Genomic DNA, 25,574 nt, shown 5'->3' with positions numbered 1-25,574 from the left:
CCGCCGGCCAGTCGCCGATATTCGAAGCTTCTAATTTTCGAAGGCAGGTTTTTCGCTGGGCCAAAAAGGTCAAAAACGTATCAGTCGGCGCGGCGTGGCGAGGTGGCGCACATCCTTGGCCGCCGCTATCCTGACCCTAGATGAGCCGGAACAAACGGCCGCGGTTCGAAGGCTGGCACAGCCTGCGGGAGGAATCGATGGGACCCGATCTGGAAGTCATACAGATAAGGCCTGGCGAGTCGTTCGCGGTGAGGTGGCATGGCTATCCCTACCATACGGTGCGCTGGCATTTTCATCCGGAATACGAACTGCACCAGATCGTCGCGACCAAGGGCCGCTATTTCGTCGGCGACTTCATCGGCGAGTTCGAGGTCGGCAACCTCGTTCTCACCGGTCCGAACCTGCCGCACAACTGGATCAGCGAGGTTCCGGAAGGTCAGTCAGTTCCGCTGCGCTGCAGGCTGGTCCAGTTCAGCGAGGAATTCATCGGCGGCGCGATCGTCACTTTTCCCGAGCTTGGCGCGGTCTCGCCACTGCTCGAGCTCGCGCGGCGCGGCGTCCTGTTCAGCGCCAGTGTGAGCAGGGCGGTCATGCCGTTGCTGGCGGAGATCACTCATGCTTACGGCGTTCACAGGATCAGCCTGTTCATGTCGATCATGGAGGCGCTGAGCCGCGAAACTACGCCGCGCGTGCTCGCCAGCGAGAACTATCTGCCGGACCCGTCCGGATACATGTCTGCGGGCATGAACCAGGCGCTCGCCTATATCCGCGAGAACCTGACCCAGCAATTCAACGAAGGCGATCTGGCGGCAATCGCGGGACAGACGCCGAGCGCCTTCTCGCGCTCGTTTCGCAAGCATACCGGCATGTCGCTGCTGCAGTACATCAAGCGGCTGCGCATCAATCTCGCCTGCCAGATCCTGATGAGCGACGAAGAGGCGCAGATCTCGGACATCTGCTTCGAGGTCGGCTTCAACAATCTGTCGAACTTCAATCGCCAGTTCCTGGCCGAGAAGGGCATGCCGCCCTCGCAGTTCAGGAGATTGGTTGCGGATAATTTCGCGGCCGCGCGCGCCGCATAGAAAGGAGTTCGGGAGGAGAAACAAGCCTTAGACAAGAACCAGGACGAAGCGGTGGGTCGCGCAAGCGAACCAGCGATGGACGAGTATTTCCTCGTGTCATGCCAGCGGGAGGAAGCCGTGAGGCTGCTGCACGAGTTCACTGGACTTCCGATGGGGTGCGCGAGCAGCATCCGCGGCTCGATGTCGAAGTCCGTTTAGATCACACAATGGGAATTGGAGAAGACCTTATGTCCAGATACGTGTCCAGATTGACAGCAGCCGCGATGGCCGTCTCGAGCCTCGCTCTTGGGGCGACTTTTGCCAATGCGCAGGATATCGCCGGCTCCACGGTCGCGTTCCTGATGCCCGACCAGGGCTCGACGCGTTACGAAGAGCATGATCATCCGGGCTTCGTCGCTGAAATGAAGAAGCTTTGCGACAGCTGCAAGGTGCTCTATCTCAATGCCGACGCCGACGTCACCAAGCAACAGCAGCAGTTCAACTCCGTCATCACCCAGGGCGCGAAGGTTGTCGTGCTCGACCCGGTCGATTCCGCGGCGGCGGCCTCGCTGGTGCACAATGCGCAGGCTCAGGGCGTCAAGGTGATCGCCTATGACCGTCCGATCCCCACGGCCAAGGCCGATTTCTATGTATCGTTCGACAACAAGGCCATCGGCAAGGCGATCGCCGCCTCGCTGGTCGAGCATCTCAAGGCCAAGGGCGTGTCGAGCGACGGCGATGTCGGCGTGCTGCAGATCAACGGCTCGCCGACCGACGCCGCGGCGGGCCTGATCAAGGACGGCATCCATGAGGGTCTCAAGACCGGCAGCTACAAGACGCTCGCCGAGTTTGACACGCCGAACTGGGCGCCATCGAATGCCCAGCAATGGGCGGCGGGACAGATCTCGCGCTTCGGCAACAAGATCGTCGGCGTGGTCGCCGCCAACGACGGCACGGGCGGCGGCGCCATTGCCGCCTTCAAGGCAGCCGGCGTCGATCCGGTGCCGCCGGTGACGGGCAACGACGCGACGATCGCCGCCTTGCAGCTCATCATTGCCGGCGACCAGTACAACACTATCTCCAAGCCGAGCGAAATCGTCGCCGCGGCGGCGGCAAACGTTGCTGTGCAGCTTCTCAAGGGCGAGACTCCGAAAGCCGAGACAACGCTCTACGATACGCCCTCGCAACTCTTCGTGCCGGCGGTGGTGACGCAGGAGAATTTGAAGGCCGAAATCATCGACAAGAAGATCCAGACCGCAGCCCAGCTCTGCACCGACCGCTACGCCGAAGGCTGCAAGAAGCTCGGCATTCAATAAGGAGCGATGCGGCTGAAGCCGCATCGTCTCCCAAAGCGATGCGGCTGAAGCCGCATCGTCTCCCAGAAGCGATGCGGCCCAAGGGTGCATCGTCTTCGAGGAGCGATGCGGCGGAGCCGTATCGTCTCCAACAGCGATGCGGCGCAGCCGCGTCGCCTGCGATATGCTCGGCTGGCCCGTCAGGGCTGAGAGCCGGGTGTGTCCGGCCGCTCCCTCCTGGCGGCCGGACAGATCGACCAAAACGCGGGAAGAGAGACACGCAATGGCAATACCCGACGCACCGCCCACGACGAGCCGTCCGCCGGTGCTTAGCCTGCGCGGCATCTCGAAGAATTTCGGCGCGGTGTCGGCTCTCACCGACGTCGATCTCGACATCAATGCCGGGGAAATCGTCGCCCTGGTTGGCGACAACGGCGCCGGCAAGTCGACGCTGGTGAAAATCCTGGCCGGCGCGCATATGCCGAGCTCGGGCTCGATCACTTTCGACGGCCAGCCGGTGACGCTTGCCAATCCCGCCGCGGCGCTGAAGCTCGGCATCGCCACCGTCTTCCAGGATCTCGCGCTCTGCGAAAACCTCGACGTCGTGGCCAACATCTTTCTCGGCCGCGAGCTTCATCCGCTTCGCCTCGACGAGGTCTCGATGGAGGTCCGCGCCTGGACACTGCTCAACGAGCTCTCGGCACGGATTCCCAGCGTGCGCGAGCCGGTGGCGTCGCTGTCGGGCGGGCAGCGGCAGACGGTGGCGATCGCCCGCTCGCTGCTGATGGAGCCGCGCGTGATCCTCCTCGACGAGCCCACCGCCGCACTCGGCGTCGCGCAGACCGCTGAAGTGCTGAATCTCATTGAGCGCGTGCGGGATCGCGGGCTGGGCGTCGTCATGATCAGCCACAACATGGAGGACGTGCGCGCCGTGGCCGACCGCATCGTGGTGCTGAGGCTCGGCCGCAACAACGGCATCTTCCTGCCCGGCGCCTCCAATCAGGAGCTGGTCACCGCGATCACCGGCGCCGACGACAATGCGGTCTCGCGGCGCGGCAGGCGCACGGCCGAGAAGGCGCAAGGAGAACAGCCATGACCACGGCGTCCGACCGCAATCCCGGCGCGCTGCTCGATCGCAGCGACGAACGGCTGAAGGATCGCAGCGGCGCGAAGGGCGCCATCAGGGGCTTCCTCGACCGCGTCCGCTCCGGCGATCTCGGCTCGCTGCCCGTGGTGGTCGGGCTGGTTTTGATCTGCACCATCTTCCAGACGCTCAACCCGGTATTCCTGTCGCCGAACAATCTGGTCAATCTTTTGTTCGACTGCTCGACCGTCGGCATCATCTCGCTCGGCGTCGTCTGCGTGCTGATGGTTGGCGAGATCGACCTGTCCGTCGGGTCCGTCAGCGGCCTGGCCTCCGCGCTGCTCGGCGTGCTGTGGGTGCAGTGGGGCTGGCCGGTCGCGCTTGCCATGCTGGCGGCGATGGCGGTCGGGTTCGTGACCGGCTGCGTCTACGCGCTGCTGCTCAATAGGCTCGGCATGCCAAGCTTCGTCTCGACGCTGTCGGGCCTGCTCGCCTTCCTGGGATTGCAGCTCTACATCCTCGGCCCGACGGGCTCGATCAACCTGCCTTACGATTCGCCGCTGGTGAATTTCGGACAGCTGCTGGTGATGCCGCACTGGGTGTCGCACACTTTGGCCGTCGTGCCCGGCGTGCTTGCCCTGGCTCTCGGCTATCGCAAGGCGCAACGCCGCCAGGCCGCCGGCCTGTCATCGCGTTCGCTCGGCGGGCTGCTGCTCCAGGCCGTCGCGATCACGGTCGCGCTCGAACTGGTGGCTTACTACCTCAATCTGTCGCGCGGCGTGCCCTGGATGTTCGCGTTGTTCGTCGGCCTGGTCGTGGCGATGAACTATGCGCTGAAGCGCACCCAATGGGGCCGCTCGATGACCGCTGTCGGCGGCAACCGCGAAGCGGCGCGTCGCGCCGGCATCAACGTCCGGCTGATCTACGCCAGCGCCTTCGCGCTCTGCGCCACGCTGGCGGCCACGGGCGGCCTGCTCTCGGCAGCACGCCTGGCAACCGCCAGCCAGCAGGCCGGCACCGGCGACGTCAATCTCAACGCCATCGCGGCGGCCGTCATCGGCGGCACCAGTCTGTTCGGCGGCCGCGGCAGCGCCTATTCGGCGCTGCTCGGCATCATCGTCATCCAATCCATCGCAAGCGGCCTGACGCTGCTCGATCTGTCATCCTCGCTCCGGTACATGATCACCGGCTGCGTGCTGGCGATCGCGGTCATCGTCGATTCTCTCGCCCGCCGCTCGCGTGTTTCACACGGCCGCGCCTGAGGCCTATCGAAGAGGATCGCAATGTCTGAAAGTCTTTCCGGCAAGGTTGCCGCAATCACTGGCGCTGCCTCGGGCATCGGGCTGGAATGCGCCCGCACCATGCTCGCCGCCGGCGCAAAGGTCTTCCTAGTCGACCGGGCCGAGGACCGGCTTCAGGAACTTGTCGCGGAGCTCGGCGACAATGCTTATGCGGTTGTCACCGACCTGCTCGATCCGGCGAGCGTCAACCGCATGATGCCCGAGATCCTCGAAAGAGCGGGCCAACTCGACATCTTCCATGCCAATGCCGGCGCCTATGTCGGCGGGGAGGTGGCATCGGGCGACCCCGATCAGTGGGATAGGATGCTCAACCTCAACGTCAACGCCGTGTTCCGCACGGTGCACGCCGTGCTGCCGCATATGATCGAAAAGCAGAGCGGCGACATCATCGTCACCAGTTCGGTGGCCGGCTTCGTTCCCGTGGTCTGGGAGCCGATCTACACCGCCTCGAAATTCGCCGTGCAGGCATTCGTCCATACGGTCCGGCGCCAGGTGCTGAAGCACGGCATTCGCGTCGGTGCAGTCGCTCCCGGTCCGGTGGTGACGGCGCTGCTCAGCGACTGGCCAAAGGCCAAGATGGAAGAAGCGCTCGCCGCCGGCAGCCTGATGGAGGCGAAGGAAGTGGCGGACGCCGTGCTGTTCATGCTGACGCGACCGCGCAACATCACCATTCGCGACCTCGTCATCCTGCCGCAGAGCGTGGACATCTGAGCGGCTCGCCGACCGGCCCTCGCAGAACGGAACCGCCGCCATGATCCTCGACCGCTTCCGACTGGACGACAGGGTCGCGCTGGTGACCGGCGGCACGCGCGGCATCGGCCTCGCCATCGCGAAGGCGCTCGGCGAAGCCGGCGCACGCGTCGTCGTTGCGGGCCGGACGATGAAGGATGATGCGCGGCAGGAACTCGCGGGCCTCGCCTTCGACTTTCACGCCGCCGAGATGCTGGACGAGAAAGCGCCGGACAGGCTGGTCGCCGACACGCTCGCCAAGGCCGGCCGCCTCGACATTCTGGTCAACAGCGCCGGCATCGCCATCCATGGCGACAGCGGCGACTATCCGGAGGACATCTGGCGGCAGACGATGGCGATCAATGTCGATGCCGTCTTCCGCTGCTGCCGGGCGGCGCTGGCGCCGATGCGGCGCCAGGGAGGCGGCGCGATCCTCAATGTCGGCTCGATTTCCGGCATCGTCTCCAACATTCCCCAGAACCAGGTTGCCTATAACAGTTCCAAGGCGGCGGTGCACATGATGACCAAGAGCCTCGCCAGCGAGGTGGCGGCCGATAACATCCGCGTCAACGCCGTCGCGCCCGGCTATATCGAAACGGACCTTTCGCGCGGCGGCATCGAGAATCCGGAATGGTTCCCGATCTGGCGCGGCATGACGCCGATGGGCCGCGTCGGCCAGCCGGAAGAAGTTGCGGCGGCCGCACTTTTCCTGTGCTCTCCCGCCTCAAGCTATGTGACCGGCGAGGTGCTGGTCATCGACGGCGGCTATACCACACGCTGAGATGGCGCTGAGCTTAGGGCGCTGAGACAGGAGAATTGCGATGAAACTCAAGGACAAGGTCGCCGTCGTCACTGGCGGCGCGCAAGGCATCGGCGCAGCCATCGTGCGCGGTTTCGCCGCCGAAGGCGCCCATGTCGTCATCGCCGATATGGCACTAGACAAGGCGGAAGCGCTTGCGCGCGAGCTCGAAGGCAAAGCTACCGCTCTGCAACTCGACGTGCGCGACCTCGCCTCGATCGAGGCGATGGTCGCTTCGGTGACGAGGACGCATGGCGGGATCGACATCCTGGTCAACAATGCCGCCGTCTTCGACATGGGGCCGCTTCTCGAGATTTCGGAGAAAAGCTTCGACCTGCAATTCTCGGTCAATGTGAAAGGGCTGTTGTTCACGCTGCAGGCGGTGGCCAAGCGTATGGTCGCCCAGGGGCGCAAGGGGAAGATCATCAACATGGCCTCGCAGGCGGGTCGGCGCGGCGAGGCGCTGGTCGCCGTCTACTGCGCCACCAAGGCCGCCGTAATCAGCATCACGCAGTCGGCCGGCCTTGCGCTGATCAAGCACGGCATCAACGTCAACGGCATCGCGCCGGGTGTGGTCGACACGCCGATGTGGGACCAGGTCGACGCGCTGTTCGCGCGCTACGAGAACCTGCCGATCGGCGAGAAGAAGCGGCAGGTCGGGCTGGCGGTGCCGGCCGGACGCATGGGCGATCCCGACGATTACCGGGGTGCGGCCGTCTTCCTGGCATCGAGCGAGGCCGACTACGTCGTGGCGCAGACGCTCAATGTGGACGGCGGCAACTGGATGAGTTGATTGGCCGAAGCTCGAGGCCCCGCCTGCGACAATCGGGCAGGAACGATCTGGCGGCTGACGCATTTTGGTTCCCATCAACCGTTTGAGGGAACCATGCGCATCGCTCATGTCGCGCCGCTCTACGAATCCGTGCCGCCGAAACTATATGGCGGCACCGAGCGGATCGTGTCCTATCTCACCGAAGCGCTGGTGGAAGTCGGGCACGAAGTGACCCTGTTCGCCAGCGGCGACAGTGAGACCTCGGCGCGGCTGGTGCCCGGTCGCGACCAGGCGATCCGTCTTGATCCGCGGCCGAAAAAGTCCGAGATTGCGGCGCATATGGCGATGCTTTGCCAGGTGCGCGAGCGGGCGGACGAGTTCGACGTCATCCACTTCCATCTCAGCCATTTCGTGCATTTTCCATTCTTCGAACACATGGCGGGGCGAACGGTGACGACCCCGCATGGCCGGCTCGACTATGTCGACCTGGCGCCGGCCTACAAGCGCTTCCCGCGCTTTCCGATGATCTCCATCTCGCACAGCCAGAAGCGCGGATTGCCCGACGCCAACTGGCTGGCGACGATCCATCACGGCATTCCGGTCGATGCGTATCAGCCCACCTACAATCCCTCGGCCGAGGAACCCTATTTGGCTTTCCTGGGCCGGCTGTCTCGCGACAAGCGCCCGGATCGAGCGATCGAGATCGCGCGAAGTTCCGGTTTGAAGCTTAAGCTGGCGGCCAAGATCGGCGATGACGATCGCGCCTATTTTCACGACGAGATCGAGGCGCTCGTCGACGGCGACCGGGTCGACTATGTCGGCGAGATCGCGGAACACGAGAAGGCCGAGTTTCTCGGCAATGCCGCGGGCCTGCTGTTTCCCATAGACTGGCCGGAGCCGTTCGGCCTGGCGCCGATCGAGGCGATGGCTTGCGGCACGCCGGTAATCGCCTGGAACTGCGGCGCCCTGCCGGAGCTCATCGACCAGGGCGTGACCGGCTTTGTCGTGGACTCTGTCGATGATGCGGTCGCTGCGATGCCGGTCCTGCTCGGACTGGACCGACGGCAGGTGAGAGTGGTCTTCGAAAAGCGGTTTTCAGCCACCAGGATGGCGCGCGACTATCTTGCCGCCTATATGCGCCTGATCGGCATCCAGGAGGCGAGAGCCTCCTGATCGGCATTCTCTTGGGGCGGGGCAAGCGAAGAGGTGACGAATGACGCAGCTCGACGAGCGCAAGCTCGATCCCGCCGTAGCCCTTGCCTCGCTCGACGAAACGGCGCCGCGGGAGCCGCACCGGCTGTTCGCGCTCAAACAGGGCGATTGTTTCGCGGTCACCGACGCCTATGGTGACATCAGGGGCGCCGGCGACGGTTTCTTTCGCGACGACACGCGCGTTCTTTCCGAGTTCCGCCTGACGATCGGCGGCAGGCCGATGTCGCTGCTCGGCGCCTCGCTCAGCCAGGACAATGTTCTCTTCACCAGCAACCTCACCAACTTGCCGATACAGAGCGCCGCCGGCCGCGACATTCCGCAAGGCGCGATCCATATCGAGCGCGTCAGGCTGATCTGGCAGGACAGGCTATTCGATCGCATCACGCTTTCCAACTACAGCCGCGAGCATTCGACCATCGCCATCTCCTTGCATTTCGCCGCCGACTTTCGCGACATGTTCGAGGTGCGCGGCTCGACACGGCCGAAACGTGGAACGGTCCATCTGGCGAAGACCGACAAGGCGTCCGTTATGCTCGGCTATGACGGTCTCGACGGCCTGCCGCGCCAGTCGGCAATCTCCTTCTCGCAAGCTCCCGACCAACTGAGCGACAATCGAGCCGACTTCCTGATCGCGGTGACCAAGCGCAGCAGCAAGGTGCTTTATGTCGAGGTGGGCCCGGAAGTTGCCGAAACGCCGAATCGCGACCGGTTCCGGGCCGCTGCCGCACGCGCGCGTTTTGCCATGCGCGCCAAGCGTCGGCATGGCGCCACGGTCCACAGCTCCGGTCGCGTCTTCAACGATTGGGTCGAACGCGCCCGCGCGGATGTCGCGTTGCTTACCACCGAGCTTCCTACCGGGCCTTATCCTTATGCCGGCATCCCGTGGTTCTCCACGGCCTTCGGCCGCGACGGCGTGATCTCCGGCTTGCAGATGCTGTGGCTCAATCCGGGTCTCGCGCGCGGCGTGCTGGCGTTCCTTGCCGAACATCAGGCGACGGAGACGTCGCCCTTCATCGATTCCCAGCCAGGCAAGATCATGCACGAGACGCGCAAGGGCGAAATGGCGGCGCTGCGCGAACTTCCCTTCGGCCGCTATTATGGCGGCGTCGACACGACCCCGCTCTACATTCATCTCGCCTGCGCCTATGCCGACCGCACCGGCGACATGGCCTTCATCGACACGCTCTGGCCATCGCTCAAGGCGGCGGCCGAGTGGACGGAAGAGGCAAGCCGGGCAACGGGTTTCGTCACCTACCAACGCGCAGCGGAGTCCGGCCTCGCCAACCAGGGCTGGAAAGACAGCGTCGACTCGGTCTTCCATGCCGACGGCCGCATGCCCAAGGGACCGATCGCGCTGGTCGAAGTGCAAGGCTATGTCTTTGCCGCTTATCGCGGCCTTGCCGCGCTCGCACGCCGCCGCGGCGAGTTTGCCGATGCCGAACATTGGGAGAACCGCGCCGAGGAAATGCGGATCGCCGTCGAGCGTGACTTCTGGATCGAGGATCTGAACTTCTACGCCATCGCGATCGACGGCGAAGGCCAGCCCTGCAAGGTGCGAACGTCAAATGCGGGGCATCTGCTTTATGCCGGGCTGCCGCAGCCGGAGCGCGCCAAGATTGTCGCCGATCAATTGCTGTCGGCTTCCTTCCATTCCGGCTGGGGACTGAGGACGCTTGCGGACGACGCGATCTTCTTCAACCCAATGTCCTACCATAACGGCTCGATCTGGCCGCACGACACGGCGCTCTGCGGTGTCGGCCTCTCGCGCTATGGAGAGCGCGAAAGTGTCGTGCGGCTGATGAGCGGCACGTTCGAGTCGGCCGTGCACTTCAACATGCGGCTGCCGGAATTGTTCTGCGGCTTCACCCGGGCGCCAGGCGAGGCGCCGATCGCCTATCCTGTCGCCTGTCTGCCGCAGGCCTGGTCGGCAGGCTCCACCTTCATGCTGATGCAGGCCTGCCTCGGTCTGGAAATCGACGGTTGGAAAGGCGAGTTGCGCGTCACCCGCCCACGGATGCCTATCGGTATCGACACGCTCACGCTCCGGCATCTGTCCGTCGGCAATAAGACTATCGACCTCACCTTCCAGCGTGTCGGGGACCGCGTCGTTGCCTTCCTCGCCGATCGGCATGAGGGCCTGGTGCCGCTGATTGTGCGGACTTAGACGGGTCGATTGCGCAATTCCGGACGGAAAACCGTTACGAGAGCGGAGTTCCGCAAATGCATCCGGCAGTCGAAAAATGTCGGAACCGACGAGCGCCCTATGCGTTTGCAAACCGGAACCGGCACACCTCTCCGCAGCCGGCAAGAACGAAAACAAAATAGCGGACAGCCGGAGGCAACCTGGCATCAATGGCACAGTATGGCGTCGACCTCTTGTGGGTCCTTATCCTAGCTAGTCTCGGACTCAGCGCTCTCGCGATCTTCGTCTCAATAACCAGGCACCGTCACCAGCATGCAACGGCTGTGAACACGCCCGGTGCGGGCGAGGACGTCGCATCGGAAGCCGCACGCAAGGTGTTGCGCGAATTCGAGAAGAACGGGCAGTCGGTCGACGCCGCCCTCGTCACCTGGTCACCGGAGACGCTGCGCAAGATCCTTGCCGAGGATCTGCCGGACGCACAGGTCATCGTCGTCTCCAACCGCGAGCCCTACATCCACAATGAGGACGAGAACGGCGATGTCGAGCTCGTCGTGCCGGCGAGCGGACTGGTCTCGGCACTGGAGCCGATCACGCGCGCCTGCGCCGGCACCTGGATCGCCTATGGCGGCGGCAGCGCGGATCGTCAGGTCGTCGACCGCCACGACCGGGTACAGGTGCCGCCCGAAAATCCATCTTATGCCCTGCGCCGGGTCTGGCTGACCGATGAGGAATATCAGGGCTATTATCTCGGCTTCGCCAATGAAGGGCTTTGGCCGCTCTGCCATATAGCCTTTACCCGACCGATCTTCCGCGAGTCGGACTGGGCGGCCTACGAGGCCGTCAATCGGAAATTCGCCGAAACGGTGGTTGCCGAGGCCCGCAACGAGAGGCCGATCGTGCTGGTCCAGGATTATCATTTCGCGCTGCTGCCGCGCATGATCCGCGAGCGGCTGCCCGAGGCCATCGTCATCACCTTCTGGCACATCCCGTGGCCGAACTCGGAAGTGTTCAGCATCTGTCCGTGGCGCGAGCGCATCCTGGATGGGCTGCTGGGCAGCTCGATCATCGGCTTCCACACCCAGTTCCACGCCAACAACTTCACCGAGAGCGTCGACCGCTTCATGGAGAGCCGGATCGAACGGGCGGATGCCGCGGTGTCCTATGGCGGCCAGACGACTTTGGTCCACGCCTACCCGATCTCTATCGAATGGCCTGTGCAGCTCCTGAAGAGCCTGCCGCCGGTCGAGGAATGCCGCGCGCAAATCCGCGAGCGGTTCGGGATTCCAGCCGACGCCAAGCTGTGCGTCGGTGTCGAGCGCCTCGACTACACCAAGGGCATTCTCGACCGCTTCCATGCGCTGGAGGAACTGTTCATCCGCTACCCTGAAATGATCGGCAAGGCGGTGTTCCTGCAGGTCGCCGCACCGAGCCGGGGCACATTGCCGGCCTACAAGCACCTGCATGAGGAATGCCAGCGGCTCGCCGAGGGACTCAACGAGCGCTACGGCAACGGCAGCTATCGTCCGGTCGTACTCGTGGCCGAGCATCACTCGCAGAAGGACGTCTACAAGATCTACCGCGCGGCCGACATCTGCCTCGTCACCAGCCTGCATGACGGCATGAACCTCGTGGCCAAGGAGTTCGTTGCCGCGCGCGACGACGAAGAGGGCGTGCTCCTGCTCAGCACGTTTGCCGGCGCCTCGCGCGAACTGCTCGAGGCGCTGATCGTCAATCCTTACGACGCGGCGATGATGAGCGAAGCCATGCGGCAGGCGCTGGTCATGGGGCCCGACGAGCAGCGCGAGCGCATGCGCCGCATGCGCGAGATCGTACGCGACAACAATGTCTATCGCTGGGCCGGCAGCATGCTGCTCGACGCGGCGCGATTGAGGAAGCGCGGCGAGCTCGACCGCGTCACGGCCTTGTCCGACCGCTCGGCAAACACCAACGGCGACAATGTCGTCTCTATCTTCGAACGCAAACAGGCAGTCGGATTCCGATGAACATCCAAGCAGATTTGACACCACCGCTTCCCGAAGGCCGGTGGGCGCTCTTCCTCGATATCGATGGCACCTTGCTCGAGCACGCCGCCCATCCAGATAGCGTCGCGGTCAGCGCGGAGTTGCGTTCGCTGCTGCAAGCGGTCGAGCGCCGGCTGGATGGAGCGCTGGCTTTCATCACCGGCCGCTCTATCGCGGCCGTCGACCGGCTGTTCGAGCCTTTGAAGCTGCGAATCGCCGGCCTCTACGGGCTGGAGCACAGGCTGACACCGGACGGACAAATCGAGGCCGCCGACGAGCCGGCGGATATGGCCGCACTTGCCGACGAAATCGAGCTGGAGCTGGCAAGCAAGGCCGTCTATGTCGAGCGCAAGGGGCCGGTGCTCGCCATCCACACGCGGGCAGCGCCGCAATTGCTGGCCCGCGCGACGGAACTGGTCGAGACAGCACTTGCCCGGCTGCCGAAAGGCTACCGCGTAATTGCCGGCAATGCCGGTGTCGAACTGATGCCGCTAGAGGCGGCCAAGGGCGCCGCGATCCGGCGCTTCATGCAGCTTGAACCTTTCACCGGACGGCGACCGGTATTCCTCGGCGACGACACGTCCGACGAAAACGGTTTTGAGACCGTCAATGCCGCGGGCGGGATCTCGATCCGCGTGAGACCGCAGGGCGAGACCGCGGCGCGTTTCGCCATCGCCGATGTCGCCAGCGCGATCGCCTGGCTCGCGGCGAATTTCAATGACGGCTTCGAACAGACGGACCGCAGCGATCTGGTTGCCTGATCAATCTCGGGAAAAGTGCGTCGCGGTCCTTCGTCTGGGATCGCAAAAACGGCCCCACAACGGGGCCGTTTTGTCGGTAGCTGCACTGATTGGTTACTTGCTGCCGCCGTTCTCCTTGACGCTGCTGCAGAACTCCGGATGGCTGTTGGCTGCATTGGCGTTCTTGGCCTCGTCCTCACAAGCCGTCATCATCGCGGTCTGGTCCTCCGGCGACATTGCCTTCCACGCCTTCACGAAGGCGTCCTTGCTGACCATCGTCTTCATGCTGGAGTCGGTGTAGAAGGGCTGCATCTTGGCTGGGTCATCCAGCGCCGACGTGCCGGTTTCGCCAGCGGCGAGAGCCGAGCCGGCGACCATCGAAAGGCTCATTGCGCCAAGGCAGATCATCTTGATGTTCATGACATAAACCTCCTGTTTCTCTGGATCGTTCGAGAAACGATCGTGTCATCAACGGAAGGTCCGGATCAAAGTTCCTCTATTCCCGTGAAATGCAGAAAAAAATTCTGAAGAAAAATGGTCCTGAGAGGGCCGAAACTCTCCGTGGTCCGGCCGTTAAGTTTGGTTGCATTACACTCAGGGCGGCAATCAGTAGCAGGAACGCTAATGTTCCAGGCGACGAGGCGCGATCAGTTCCTGTCGACCGGCTTGGAGCGCATCCGCGAAACGGTCTCTCGCTCGGCGCGCTTGGAGCGCATCGGCGGCAGACCGCGATCGAGGAGGTCCATGTCCTCCAGCACCATGTCGCCCATGCGCTTGAAGGCAACGTCGAGCGCGCCGGCGCGGTGTGCCGAGCGCAGAAAGCCGGAAAGCGAGCGCACCGGGTGGTTCTTGGCCAGCGGCTCCTCGGGAAACACGTCGCTGGCCGCAACGATATGGCCGCTTTTGACCGCTCCCATCAGCGCCGGGAAATCGACGACGCCGGCGCGGCTGAGCAGGATGAAGGCGGCGCCCTGGCGCATCTTGGCGAAAGCGTCGGCGCCGAGAAAACCCTGGTTCTCGCTGGTCACCGAGGCGACGACGAAAACGAAATCGCTTTCCGACAGCACCTTGTCGAGCGAGGCCGGCTCGACGCCATGCTCCACCAGCACGGAAGGCGGTAGCCAGGGATCGAAGACCCTGGTGCGCGTGCGGAAGCCGGTCAGCAGCCGATTGAGAGCGCGGCCAAGATCGCCGAAGCCGATGATGCCGACATCCGAACCTGAGAGGAGTCGCGCCGTCTGGTTGCCGTCGCCGCCCCATAGTTCCTCGCCTTGCCGGAAGGCGAGGTCGGCATCGACGATGCCGCGCGCCAGGTTTAGCGCCATGGCAAGGCCGAGTTCCGCCACCGGCTCCGCGAACACCAGGCCGGTGGTGACGACGTGAATGCCGCGGGCAAACAGCGTCTCATAGGGCATGTTGTTGATGAGATTGGTCTCGACGTTGAAGATGCAGCGCAGCGCTTTCAACCTCTCCAGCGTCTGAGGGGTGATCGGCGGCTGGCCGACGATGTAGCGGGCTTCGGCCAGCACATCTGTCGGCAACTCCGAGACGCCTTCCGGCGTTGTCTCGACGATGCGATATCTTTTGCGGAAGCGCGCCAGCTGCGGCGGCGTGAAGATCAGGTCGAGCGTGCGCGGTTCGGGTGCGCTGATCACCAGCGGCGAGGCTTTGTTGGACATGATTTTCCTCCCGGCGCGATTGGATCGCATCAATCATATCAGCGTTTTTACTCCCGATGAAACGATTTACAACAGCGAAAAATCGATTTATCGATTATGTTAACGAGAGGGCGACCACTCGCCTCCGGGAGAAGATTAATGGCGCAACAGCAGGCCCAGCAGCGGCGCGCGTCGATCCACGATGTGGCAAGCCAGGCGGGCGTGTCGGCGGCCACTGTTTCCAAGGTTCTTTCCGGCGTCACCACGGTAAAACCGGAAAACGCGCAGCGCGTCCTCGATGCCGTCGAGCTTCTGGGCTACCGCGTCGATCCGCTCGCCTCGGATATGCGCAGGGCCAAGCGTCGCATCATCGGCGCCATCATGCCGGAGTTCGAAAGCGAGTTCTTCGGCCAGATGGTGAGCGAGCTCGAAGGCCTCGCCGAGCAACGCGGCTATACGCTGGTCGCCGCCTCCAGCCGGGAATCGGAGCAACGTGAGAAGGAGATCCTCGCCCGCATGCATGACTGGCGCGTTGCCGGCGTCGTACTGGCGCCGGTGCGAAACGAGCACGGACCGGCGGCTGGTTTCATGAAAGCGAACGGCATGACAGGGGTGCTGATTGACCGCGTGCTTGCCGATGACGCCTTCGACACGGTTTCGGCCGACAGCGCTGCGGCAAGCGCCGAAGTGGCGCGCGCGCTGGTCAGCCAGGGCCATCGTCATGTTCTTGTGGTCGGTCTCGGCCAGCAGGCGGCGACCGTGCGCGCCCGGCTCGAAGGGTTTCGCAAGATGGCGCTTGAGGTTGCGCCCGACATCCGGATCGACGTCGTACTCTGCGAAAGCGATGTCGGGCCTTTGCGGACGCTGCTTCGCGATTATTTCAGCCAGCGGGAAGACGGCGGCGACAGGCCTACGGCGGTCTATTCGCTCTTCCTGAAGGGCACGCTGGTGGCGCTTTCGGAGTTTCGGCGGCGCGGCTGGCACTGCCCAAACGACATCTCGCTGGTCGGATTCGACGACGCCGAATGGATGCAGGTGACGTGGCCGGCGATCGCCGCGGTGGTGCAGCCGGTGCGCGAGATCGCCGCCAACGCAATGGAGGTTTTGTTTCGCAGGATCGAAGGCGAGCGCGGCCCGCCGAGGGCGCGGCTCGAACCTTGCAAGGTGTTCATGCGGGAATCCGTTGGCTCGCCAGGCAGCGTCCCGCATTCCGGGGGAGGAGACCGACAATAACCCCCATGTCGACAACGGAAGAAGAGTGCCGGCCCTGGCCGAGGCATCCGGCGCAAACAAACGGAGGACGGAATGACATCGCTTTCCACAAAGATAAATCGATTTACTCTCGCGTTGGGCGTAGCGCTTACGTTTGCCGCGGTCGGCGCTGCTAAGGCCGAGGACGGCGAATATGGCGTGCTGATGAAGACCTTGGCCAATCCGTTCTGGGGCGCGATGGCGCAGGGCGTCGCCGACGGCGCCAAGGAGGCCGGCGTGAAATACTTCCAGCAGGCGGCCGAAAGCGACCAGGCGGCCGAGCCGCAGCTCAACCTCTGCAACACGATGCTCGAGCGCAAGCCGGTGGCGATGATCACCGCCGCCATCAACTCGACCAACCTCTTGCCCTGCCTGAAATCGGCGCAGGATGCCGGCATCAAGATCGTCGATCTCGACAACAATCTTGACCAGGCGGTTCTCGACAAGGAAGGCGTCAAGGTCACCTTCCATATCGGTTCCGACAACGTCGCCGCGGGTGCGCAAGGGGCCGAACATCTCGTCTCCAAGCTTGGCAAGGACGCCAAGGGTCCGGTGCTGGTGATCGAGGGTCTCTCAGGCAACATCACCGGCGAGAAGCGCGCCAAGGGCTTTGCCGACAAGCTCAAGGAACTGGCGCCGGGGCTCGAGGTGGTCGCCTCGCTGCCGGGCGATTGGGATCGCGGCAAGGCCGCCTCGATCGCCACCGACACACTGACGGCGCATCCCGATCTGGTTGCCATCTTCTGCGCCAACGACGGCATGGCGTTGGGCGCCGTGGAATCGGTCTACGCCGCCGGCAAAGGCGAGCAGGTGACGATCATCGGCGTGGACGGCAATGTCGACGCGGTGAAGTCGATCAAGGAAGGCCGCCTGAACGCTTCCGTCGCGCAGCTTCCCTATCTCGTCGGCAAGCAGGCGGTCGAGAACGTCAAGAAGGCGCTGGCCGGCGAGAAGGTCGAGGAAAGCATCGCGGTGCCCACCCTGGTGCTGACCAAGGACGTGCTCGACGCCGGCAAGGAGCCGATGCTGCAATATGTGAAGTAGCAAGAGAAGGGACTAGGGGAGTAGGTCAGTAGGGGAGTAGGAGGAGGAAGGTTTGCACTTCCCAGACCCGGCTCTCTCCCGCTGACTTCCCTATTCCCCTAGTCCCCTACCCAGAAGGGTCAAAACATGGCTTCCGAAACGGCGCAGCCCGGGTTTTGGGCTCGGGTGCAGCGCGCATCCGTCGAGAGGCTCCACATCAGGCTGGAGTCGCTGCTGGTGCTTGTGCTGCTGAGCGCGGCGATGGCGATTCTGTCGCCTTTCTTCCTGTCGCTCAGCAATTTCCTCAACATCCTGCTCGCGACGTCGACGATCGGCGTGCTGGCGATCGCCGCGACCTTCGTCATCGGTTCAGGTGGGCTCGATCTGTCGCTGGGATCGGTCATGGGCCTTGCCGGCGTGGCGGGGGCCTTCGTCGCCGTCAACCTCGGCTGGCCGTCGGTGTTCGCGGTGATCGCCTGCATTCTGGCCGGAAGTATCGCCGGCTACATCAACGGCCAACTGGTCACCCGCGCCTTCGTGCCCGCCTTCATCGTAACGCTCGGCATGCTGGGCCTTGCGCGCGGGCTGGCGCTCGTCATCTCGCAGGGCAGGGCGATCTACGGCCTGCCGCCGGAGATCGTCTATATCGGGCAAGGGAGGCCGCTCGGCATTCCGATGCCCGTCATCATCTTCGTGCTGACGGCGATCGTCGCGCATACGGTGCTTGCCTATACGCGCTTCGGCCGCCACACTTTGGCGCTCGGCGACAGCGAGGGCGCGGCGCGCGCAGCCGGCATCCGCGTCGAGCAGCATCGCCGCATCATCTACACGCTCTCCGGCGCGCTTGCCGGGCTTGCCGGTCTCTTGTTCACCGCCCGCGTCAATGCGGGCGACCCGACCGCAGGCATCAACTATGAGCTCACCGCGATCACCGCGGCGATCATCGGCGGCACCAATCTGTTCGGCGGCCGTGCCTCGATCCTCGGCACCATGATCGGCGCTCTGATCATGGGCGTGCTGCAGAACGGGCTGACGTTGCTTGCCGTGCAGTCCTATTACCAGCAGATGGCGATCGGCGCGGTTCTCATCCTCGCGGTCTTCATCGACCAGTATCAGGTGCGGAAGGAGTCGCGCGTATGACCCTGCTTTCGCTCCACAAGATCCGCAAAAGCTTCGGGGCGGTCGACGTGCTGCATGGCGTCGACCTGTCGGTCGCGGCCGGCGAGGTGGTCGGGCTGGTCGGCGACAACGGCGCCGGCAAGTCGACGCTGATGAAGACCATCACCGGCATCTACCGCGCCGACACCGGCTCGATCGAGTTCGACGGCAAGGACATCCTCGCTCTCGATCCCGGCCAGCGGCGACGGCTCGGCATCGAGATGATCTATCAGGATCTGTCCTTGGCCAAGCAGCAGGACGTGGCCTCCAACATCTTCCTTGGCCGCGAGCCGACGAAAAGGCTGCTCGGCCTCTTCCCCGGCTTTGTCGACAAGACCGAGATGGATCGGCAGGCGGCGCGGATGATCGAGCGGCTCGGGGCGCACCTGCCGTCGATCAGTCGTTCCGTCGGCTCCTTCTCCGGCGGCCAGCAGCAGACGGTGGCGATCGCGCGGGCGCTCACCTTCAACCCGAAGCTCGTCATCATGGACGAGCCGACGGCGGCGCTCGCCGTGCGCGAGGTGCAGAGCGTGCTCGATCTCATCCGGCGGCTGAAGTCTGAAGGCATCGCCGTCATTTTGATCTCGCACCGGCTGAACGACGTGCTGTCGGTCACCGATCGCATCGTCGTGCTGCGCCACGGCAGGGCGGATGCCGATCTCGTCACCGCCAAAACCAACATGAACGAAGTCGTCAGCCGCATCGTCGGCGGCGGCGATACGGCCGCCGCGGCGGCGCACGAGCAACGAGGCTGATATGAATGTTTTCGGACTGCACACTTTCGCCATCGCCCCGGTCTGGGATCTGGCCCGCATCGAGCCGCAGATGGACCGGCTGAAGGAGCTCGGCATCGGCCTTATGGAAATCCCGCTGCTCAGACCCGAGGAGATCGACACCAAGCGCACGCGCGGTTTTGCAAACCATTATGGCGTGCAGCTCATTCCCTCGCTCGGCTTGCCGCGCGCGCTCGACGTGGTGGAGCGACCGGAAGAGGCGCTCGACTTCCTGCAGCCGGCCTTCAACGTCTGCAACGAGGTGGGCGCCGAGGCGCTCGGCGGCGTCACCTATGGAACGATCGGCAAGACCACCGGCCGGGCGCCGACGCAGCGGGAGATCGACGGCATGTGCCGCTTCCTCGAACGGGCGGCAAAGTCGGCGAAGGCCCGCAGCCTGAAGCTCGGCATCGAACCCTGCAACCGCTACGAGACGCATCTGATCAACCGCGGCGTCGACGCGGCGCGCATCATCGAGCGCATCGGCGCCGACAACATCTTCATCCATCTCGACACCTACCACATGCATATCGAGGAAGAGAGCTTCGCGGCCGGCTTCGAGGCGGCGGCGCCCTTCCTCGGCTATGTCCATGTGTCGGAGGCCAATCGCGGCGTGCCGGGGCGCGGCATGCTGAACTGGGCAGCCTGCATGAAGGCGATCGCCGACATCGGCTATGAGGGCCCGATCACGCTCGAAAGCATGAACCATGTCGACGTCGACATCGCCGGGGGGCTCGCGGTATGGCGTCCGGTGGCGGAAGACCCGCGCGACGTCATCGAGGTGGGGCTGCCCTTCCTGCGCGAGGAAGCGAAGAAGGCGGGGCTGACACTCGGGTAACGAAGCTAGTTGCCCCGGCGCGTCAGCCAGCGGCGACGCGCCTCCAGCTGTTCGGCGAGTTCGGCCTCGTCCCAATAGCCGATGAGCACGCCGGAGCCGATGATCGGGTCGAAATGGCCGACCTTGTCGTCGATCTCCGTCAGCCACTCGTCGGGGACGGTAATGCGGTTGTTGGGCAGCGCCAGCCAGCGCATCAGCATTTTGCGCAGCCGCTCGATATCGCCGGCGGCCGACGGCTCGCGGCCGAGGTCGCGCAATTCGCCGGGGTCGTTCTGGAGATCGAAGAACATCGGCTCGACACCTTCACCATGGACGAGTTTGAAGCGGCCGTCGGTGATCATGTAGAGCTTGCAGCCCGAAACCGGCATGACGAGCTTCAGCCGCGCCGCATCGCCGCTGTAGTCATATTCGCTGACGGCATAGTTGCGCAGGCTCTTCCGCTCACCCGAAGTCAGCGACAGCAGCGAGCGGCCTTCGAGGACATGCGGCTTGGGCCTGCCGCCGAAATAATCGAGAAAGGTGGGCGCGAGATCGATCATCTCGACCAGCGCGTCCGACGTGGTTCCTCTTGTGACGTCGGCTTCCGGACGAGGATCGTAGACGATCATCGGCACCTTCACCGCGACGTCGTGGAACAGGTATTTCTCGCCGAGCCAATGGTCGCCGAGATAGTCGCCGTGGTCAGAAGTGAAGACGACAAGCGTGTTCTTGAATAGGCCGCGCTTCTCCATGAAGTCGAACAAATGGCCGAGCTGATCGTCGATCTGCTTGATCAGGCCCATGTAGCAGGGAACGACCGTTTCGCGGACCTCATCGCGCGAGAAGTTCTTCGAGTACCGCTCCTGCTGGAAGGCCTCGAAGATCGGGTTTGGCGAGACGCGCTCGGCTTCGCTGCGAACGGGCGGCTGGATGTCCGCCTTGCCGTACATGGCGTGGTAGGGCGCGGGCACGATATAGGGCCAGTGCGGCTTGATGTAGGAAAGATGCGCGCACCAGGCTTCGCCCTTGGCCTCGGCGTCCTCAATGAAGCGCATGGCACGGCGCGTCATGTAAGGCGTCTCGGAATGCTCCTCCGGAATGCGCGCCGCCTTGTCGGCATGGACGAGCAGCCAGCCGTTGAAATTCTCGCCATTCTCGCCTTCGCCGGAATTCGCCCAATGCTCCCAAGGATTTTCGGCCTCGAAGCCGTGCTGGCGCAGATAGGAGTCGTAGGCCGGATCGGGGTCGTAGCTGGTCGAGGGGTGCAGGCCGTCATCGCGCTCGAACGGCTCGAAGCCGCATTCCGCGACACGCACGCCGATGACGGAATCCTTGGCGATGCCGAGGCGCTCCATCCCTTCCTCGTCGGCCTTCATATGTGTCTTGCCGATGAGCGCACAACGCACGCCGACCTCGCGCAGATGGTCGCCCAGCGTCGGCTCGCCGACTCTGAGCGGCACGCCATTATGCGTCGAGCCGTGCGAGCGGACGTAGCGGCCGGTATAAGCGCTCATGCGCGAGGGGCCGCAGACCGTCGATTGCACATAGGCATTGGTGAAACGCACGCCGCGGCTGGCGAGCCGGTCGATGTTCGGCGTCGTCAGACTCTTCTGCCCGGCGCAGCTCAGATAATCGAACCGCAGCTGGTCGCACATGATGAAAAGGACGTTGCGTTTCGAGGTCATTGCTGCCCGTCGGAATGGTTCTCGAACCCGGTAATGCCAGAACAATCAGCGCATGCCAACCAGGGCAACCAGCCTGTACAGCTCACCAGAGAACTTTACAAAATCATTTTTTCATGTGAAGTCTCAGGCATCCCAAGGATCCCAAATGACATCCCATCGTTTTGCCACCCGTCTCAATTCCTTCGCCTCGCGGCCTGAGGCGGAGTGGGCCGGGCTTACCGGGAAGCCCTCGGTGCTGCAGATGGCGGCGCGGGCGGCTAAGGTCGAGGGGCTCACCGATCTCGACCTCAACTTTCCCGACCATATCGGTGAAAACCCCAGGGAAATCGCACGGAGGCTTGGTGATCTCGGGCTTTCCATCAATGGCTTCGCGATGCGCTACTATTCCAATCCCGCCTTCAAGCTCGGCGCGTTCACCAATCCCGATCCGGCAGTGCGGCGTGAAGCCATCGACCTCACCAAGGCTGGCATCGACGCGGCGCGAGAGGCCGGCGCCGGTCTCATGACATTGTGGCTGGGGCAGGATGGTTTCGACTACGCTTTCCAGGCCGACTACGCGACACTTTGGCAACACGAAATCGACGGTATTCGTGAAGTTGCGGCGCATGACCCCGATTGCGCCATCAGTCTCGAATATAAGCCGAACGAGCCGCGTTCTTATTCGCTGATGCCGGATGCCGCGACCACGTTGCTGGCGATCCGCGAGGCCGGCCTGCCCAATCTCGGCGTCACCCTCGACTTCGCGCATGTTCTTTATGCCGACGAGCAACCGGCCTTTGCCGCCGCTCTTGTCGCCCGTCACAGCAGGTTGCTCGGTGTTCATCTCAACGATGGCTACGCCAAGCGCGACGACGGCCTGATGGTCGGCGCCGTGCACACGCTGCAGACCATCGAGCTGCTGCGCCAGATACGCAGGGACGGCTACGCCGGTGCCATCTATTTCGACACCTTTCCGGACATGACCGGTCTCGACCCGGTGCGCGAATGCGAGGTCAACATCGCCACCGTCAAGCGCATGTTGCGGGTCGTCGAGCGGCTGGAGCGGGACAATCGGTTGGCGGCTGCCCTCGACGGGCAGGACGCGGTTACCTCGCAGGCTATCGTCCAGGAAATCCTGCTCGGAGCTGCAGGATGACGTCCGCGGATCTCCGGGCCGTGGGGCCGCGCATCCGCATGATGATGCCGCATCTCACACCGCTGGAGGCAAAGGTGGTGGAAACCGTGTTCGGCCGCCGCGGATTCGACGAGACGATCCCTTTGAAGGAGATCGCTGACGAGGCCGGCGTCTCCGAGGCGATGGTGGTGAAGATTGCCAAGAAGCTGGGCTTCTCCGGCTATCGCGACTTCCGGACGGCAGTCTGCGAATACAGCCGCTCGCCGACCGCCGAGATGCACCGGGAACTCTCCGTCGACGACAGTTCGGCCGAGATCGTGCAAAAGGTCTTCCGCACTTCGATACAGGCGCTGGAGGAAACGCTGGCGATCCTTGACATCGGCGATTTCGACCGGGCCGCCGACCTCATTTATCGATCCAGAAATCGCGACTTCTATGGCGTCGGCGGCTCGGCTCAGATCGCCCGGGACGTCTCGCACAAGTTCCTGCGGATCGGCGTCCGCGCGGCGGTTTACGACGATTCCCACATGATGCTCATGTCGGCGTCGCTCCTCGGCGCCGAAGACATTGCCGTCGGCTTTTCCCATTCCGGCAACAGCAGCGCGGTGATTGATGCCGTTCAGCTCGCCAAGAAGAACGGCGCCCGCACGCTTGCCATAACCAACTACGCCAACTCGCCGCTGGCAGCCGAGGCGGATGTCGTGCTCTGCTCGACCGCGCGGGGGTCGCCGCTGATGGGCGAGAATGCGGCCGCCCGTATCGCCCAGCTCAACATCCTGGATGCGCTGTTCGTCGCGGTGGCGCAGCGCGACTACCAGGCGGCGGAGCACAATCTCGGCCGCACCATGTCGGCAGTGACGTCGAAACGGCGAGACAAGTACAGATGAAAGATCGTCGCGGATGAGTGTTGCTTCAGCGGGGCTGGTGGCCGTGTTCGGCGGCCTGCATTACGACATCCTGGTCGACGCACCGGATCGTCCGCGCAAGGGCGAGACGGTGACCGGTTTCGGATGGCAGCCGAAATGCGGCGGCAAGGGCGGCAATCAGGTCCTGTCGGCGGCGCGTGCGGGTGCGAGGTCGGCAATGATCGGCGCCGTCGGCGACGACGATTTCGGCCGTGCGCTGCTCGCCAATCTCAGCCGCAGCAATGTCGATCACCGCTTCGTGCGAGTAGAACCGGGGACCCGATCAGGCATGAGCGTGGCCATCTTCGACTACGATGGCGACTACGGCGCGGTGATCGTTTCCGGCAGCAATCTGATACTCGGCGAAAAGGATGTCGCGGGGGCGGCCGGTGTGCTCGCGCAGGCTGAGGTGCTGTTGCTGCAGAACGAAGTTCCGGAAATCGCCAACATCGCTGCCGCGCGCGCGGCGAAGGCTCATGGCTGCTGCGTCGTGCTCAACGCGGCGCCGGCCCGGCCGCTGCCGGCCGAACTCACCGGGCTCGTCGACATCGTGATCACCAACGCCATAGAGGCGGAGTTCCTGGCCGGCATTCCGGTCGTCGACACGCTTGAAGGCGCAGCTGAGGCAGCGCGGCAATTGGCAATCGTTTATCCGGCTGCAATCGTCACCGCCGGCGGCGATGGCGTCGCCTATCACGATCGCGATGGCCGCGCCTTTGCGCTTGCTGCCATTCCGGTGAAGGTGGTCAGCACCCATGGCGCAGGTGACGAATTCGTCGGTGCCTTTGCGGCTGCGCTTGCTCGCGGCGAGCCCACCGAGGCCGCCATCGCCGCCGCGAATGCCGCCGCCGCCCTGCTGGTCTCGACGCCGGAGGCGGATCGCCAGACGCCCCCTCAAAAGATCCAAGGCGGCGTGCACCGTCCAGAGTAGCCCTCGGTTTACCGATCTAGACAACTGGTGCAATGTTGGTTTGGAGGATCGAGATCGTGCCATTCGTCAGTATCGGCGGCATTACGTTGCACCATCGCCTTATCGCCGGGACGGCTGCTGCGCGCCCGATCATCTTCATCAATTCGCTCGGCACCGACTTGCGGATCTGGGACGATGTCGTCGCACGGCTTGCCGGTGAGATGCCGATGCTTGTCTATGACAAGCGCGGCCACGGACTTTCCGACATCGGCAGCGGCGTGCGCTCGATCGACGACCATGTCGACGATCTGAGCGCGCTGATCGATTGCTTCGGCTTCCAGAAGGTCGTGCTTTTTGGCCTGTCGGTCGGCGGCATGGTCGCGCAGGGGTTCTATGCACGGCGGCCCGAACTCGTCGAAGCGCTGATCCTCAGCGACACCGCGCACAAAATAGGTACCGCCGAGAGCTGGAACAGCCGCATCGCGACGGTCGAGCGTGACGGCATCGAGGCGATTGCCGATGGCATCATGAAGGTGTGGTTCACGCCGGATTTTCATGCCAACCGCGCCGCCGAGCTTGCCGGTTGCCGCAACATGCTGACCAGGCAGGCGCTGCCAGGTTACATCGGCACGTGTATGGCGGTTCGCGACGCGGATTTCACCGACAGCGCGCGCCGCATCGCGGTGCCGACGCTCTGCATCGGCGGCGACCAGGACGGTTCGACGCCGCCCAATCTCGTGCGCTCGCTTGCCGACCTGATCCCCGGCGCGCGCTGCGAGCTGATCCGCGGCGCCGGGCACATTCCCTGCATCGAGCAGCCCGATGCGCTCGTCGCCCTGATCCGCGCCTTCGTCGCGTCGTTGCCTGAGGGGAAGCCTCTCCATGGACGATGACGCAAACAATGCCAACCGATACCGGACCGGGCTCGAGGGCGACGCCATCGCATCGATTGCGAGGCGGTGCGCTTCTCCTGGTGGATGACGACGATCCTCCACCGCTTCCCCGAGGCGGGTGAGTTCGGTCAGCGCATCCAGGAAGCCGAGCTCAATTATCTCGTACACTCCATTGCCGCCTCGACCGCGCTGGCGGAGAACTATGTCGGCCTGCCTTACTGAGCGGGCCG

General features: G+C 64.0%; 23 protein-coding genes and 1 pseudogene. 21 read left to right on the top strand and 3 right to left on the bottom strand.

The features are described 5' to 3' along the window. Positions 1-197 precede the first annotated feature (197 nt). The 11 genes from P9228_RS10295 (at position 198) to otsB (ending at position 13,178) form a co-directional block, all read left to right on the top strand. The gene (locus P9228_RS10295) at positions 198-1,082 is read left to right on the top strand and encodes an AraC family transcriptional regulator (RefSeq protein ID WP_095829463.1); all 885 of its coding nucleotides are present in this window, start codon (positions 198-200) and stop codon (positions 1,080-1,082) included. 227 nt (positions 1,083-1,309) lie between these two features. Further along, positions 1,310-2,377, top strand: a complete 1,068-nt coding sequence (locus tag P9228_RS10290) for a sugar ABC transporter substrate-binding protein (RefSeq protein ID WP_066992156.1) — start codon at positions 1,310-1,312, stop codon at positions 2,375-2,377. Between the two features lie 262 nt (positions 2,378-2,639). Then, the gene (locus P9228_RS10285; protein ID WP_066992159.1) at positions 2,640-3,452 is read left to right on the top strand and encodes an ATP-binding cassette domain-containing protein; all 813 of its coding nucleotides are present in this window, start codon (positions 2,640-2,642) and stop codon (positions 3,450-3,452) included. Continuing rightward, positions 3,449-4,702 carry a sugar ABC transporter permease gene (locus tag P9228_RS10280; protein ID WP_278053287.1) on the top strand — a complete coding sequence of 418 codons (1,254 nt, stop codon included), beginning with the start codon at positions 3,449-3,451 and terminating at the stop codon, positions 4,700-4,702. The genes P9228_RS10285 and P9228_RS10280 overlap by 4 nt, the downstream gene beginning before the upstream one ends. 21 nt (positions 4,703-4,723) lie before the next feature. Then, the gene (locus P9228_RS10275) at positions 4,724-5,452 is read left to right on the top strand and encodes an SDR family oxidoreductase (RefSeq protein ID WP_095784007.1); all 729 of its coding nucleotides are present in this window, start codon (positions 4,724-4,726) and stop codon (positions 5,450-5,452) included. A gap of 40 nt (positions 5,453-5,492) precedes the next feature. After that, on the top strand, positions 5,493-6,251 hold the full coding sequence (locus P9228_RS10270; RefSeq protein WP_095802296.1) for a glucose 1-dehydrogenase: 759 nt from the start codon (positions 5,493-5,495) through the stop codon (positions 6,249-6,251). 40 nt (positions 6,252-6,291) lie between these two features. Beyond that, entirely contained in the window at positions 6,292-7,062 is a 771-nt protein-coding gene (locus P9228_RS10265; RefSeq protein WP_127239832.1) for an L-iditol 2-dehydrogenase, read from the top strand. 93 nt (positions 7,063-7,155) lie between these two features. Then, a complete protein-coding gene (locus tag P9228_RS10260; protein WP_067328822.1) occupies positions 7,156-8,214 on the top strand; it encodes a glycosyltransferase family 4 protein in 1,059 nt (352 codons plus the stop codon). Positions 8,215-8,254: 40 nt separating this feature from the next. Beyond that, positions 8,255-10,417, top strand: a complete 2,163-nt coding sequence (locus tag P9228_RS10255) for an amylo-alpha-1,6-glucosidase (protein WP_067328824.1) — start codon at positions 8,255-8,257, stop codon at positions 10,415-10,417. A 188-nt stretch (positions 10,418-10,605) separates the two neighbouring features. Beyond that, positions 10,606-12,399: a trehalose-6-phosphate synthase gene (locus P9228_RS10250; protein ID WP_067328827.1), complete on the top strand. Its 1,794-nt coding sequence runs from the start codon at positions 10,606-10,608 to the stop codon at positions 12,397-12,399. Beyond that, a complete protein-coding gene (gene otsB / locus P9228_RS10245; protein WP_067328829.1) occupies positions 12,396-13,178 on the top strand; it encodes a trehalose-phosphatase in 783 nt (260 codons plus the stop codon). The genes P9228_RS10250 and otsB overlap by 4 nt, the downstream gene beginning before the upstream one ends. Positions 13,179-13,271: 93 nt before the next feature. On the opposite strand, the gene P9228_RS10240 is transcribed toward otsB, so the two are convergent. Together P9228_RS10240 and P9228_RS10235 are read right to left on the bottom strand one after the other, a co-directional pair. Beyond that, positions 13,272-13,577, bottom strand: coding sequence for a hypothetical protein (locus tag P9228_RS10240; protein WP_067328831.1), 306 nt, complete (start codon positions 13,575-13,577; stop codon positions 13,272-13,274). A gap of 227 nt (positions 13,578-13,804) precedes the next feature. Further along, positions 13,805-14,836, bottom strand: coding sequence for a hydroxyacid dehydrogenase (locus P9228_RS10235; protein ID WP_067328833.1), 1,032 nt, complete (start codon positions 14,834-14,836; stop codon positions 13,805-13,807). A 138-nt stretch (positions 14,837-14,974) separates the two neighbouring features. On the opposite strand from P9228_RS10235, the gene P9228_RS10230 reads away from it, so the two are divergent. The 5 genes from P9228_RS10230 to P9228_RS10210 all read left to right on the top strand — a co-directional run bounded on the left by P9228_RS10230 (position 14,975) and on the right by P9228_RS10210 (position 19,858). After that, positions 14,975-16,048 carry a LacI family DNA-binding transcriptional regulator gene (locus P9228_RS10230; RefSeq protein ID WP_278053282.1) on the top strand — a complete coding sequence of 358 codons (1,074 nt, stop codon included), beginning with the start codon at positions 14,975-14,977 and terminating at the stop codon, positions 16,046-16,048. 72 nt (positions 16,049-16,120) lie between these two features. Further along, positions 16,121-17,110, top strand: a complete 990-nt coding sequence (locus P9228_RS10225; protein ID WP_278053280.1) for a substrate-binding domain-containing protein — start codon at positions 16,121-16,123, stop codon at positions 17,108-17,110. Positions 17,111-17,236: 126 nt separating this feature from the next. Next, positions 17,237-18,229: an ABC transporter permease gene (locus P9228_RS10220; protein ID WP_067328839.1), complete on the top strand. Its 993-nt coding sequence runs from the start codon at positions 17,237-17,239 to the stop codon at positions 18,227-18,229. Then, positions 18,226-19,002 carry an ATP-binding cassette domain-containing protein gene (locus P9228_RS10215; RefSeq protein WP_066992195.1) on the top strand — a complete coding sequence of 259 codons (777 nt, stop codon included), beginning with the start codon at positions 18,226-18,228 and terminating at the stop codon, positions 19,000-19,002. The genes P9228_RS10220 and P9228_RS10215 overlap by 4 nt, the downstream gene beginning before the upstream one ends. 1 nt (position 19,003) lies before the next feature. After that, a complete protein-coding gene (locus P9228_RS10210) occupies positions 19,004-19,858 on the top strand; it encodes a sugar phosphate isomerase/epimerase family protein (protein WP_127403478.1) in 855 nt (284 codons plus the stop codon). A gap of 5 nt (positions 19,859-19,863) precedes the next feature. Here the strand turns inward: P9228_RS10210 and P9228_RS10205 are convergent, their stop codons facing one another. After that, entirely contained in the window at positions 19,864-21,522 is a 1,659-nt protein-coding gene (locus tag P9228_RS10205) for a sulfatase-like hydrolase/transferase (protein WP_278053278.1), read from the bottom strand. Between the two features lie 145 nt (positions 21,523-21,667). Here P9228_RS10205 and P9228_RS10200 point away from each other — a divergent pair, with 145 nt between their 5' ends. The 5 genes and pseudogenes from P9228_RS10200 to P9228_RS10180 form a co-directional block, all read left to right on the top strand. Continuing rightward, the gene (locus tag P9228_RS10200) at positions 21,668-22,657 is read left to right on the top strand and encodes a sugar phosphate isomerase/epimerase family protein (RefSeq protein ID WP_127323798.1); all 990 of its coding nucleotides are present in this window, start codon (positions 21,668-21,670) and stop codon (positions 22,655-22,657) included. Continuing rightward, entirely contained in the window at positions 22,654-23,523 is an 870-nt protein-coding gene (locus P9228_RS10195; protein WP_127216180.1) for a MurR/RpiR family transcriptional regulator, read from the top strand. The genes P9228_RS10200 and P9228_RS10195 overlap by 4 nt, the downstream gene beginning before the upstream one ends. A gap of 13 nt (positions 23,524-23,536) precedes the next feature. Beyond that, on the top strand, positions 23,537-24,472 hold the full coding sequence (locus P9228_RS10190) for a PfkB family carbohydrate kinase (RefSeq protein ID WP_278053276.1): 936 nt from the start codon (positions 23,537-23,539) through the stop codon (positions 24,470-24,472). A gap of 56 nt (positions 24,473-24,528) precedes the next feature. Next, entirely contained in the window at positions 24,529-25,344 is an 816-nt protein-coding gene (pcaD, locus tag P9228_RS10185) for a 3-oxoadipate enol-lactonase (RefSeq protein WP_278053275.1), read from the top strand. A gap of 60 nt (positions 25,345-25,404) precedes the next feature. Then, positions 25,405-25,566: pseudogene (locus P9228_RS10180) on the top strand (4-hydroxybenzoate 3-monooxygenase); the annotation flags it as partial. Between the last annotated feature and the right edge of the window lie 8 nt (positions 25,567-25,574).

Origin of the sequence: Mesorhizobium sp. WSM4898, from assembly GCF_029625845.1 — a bacterium.
GTDB lineage: Bacteria > Pseudomonadota > Alphaproteobacteria > Rhizobiales > Rhizobiaceae > Mesorhizobium.
Note: the sequence above shows the minus strand (reverse complement) of the source record. Positions and strands in the feature narration are given on the sequence as shown.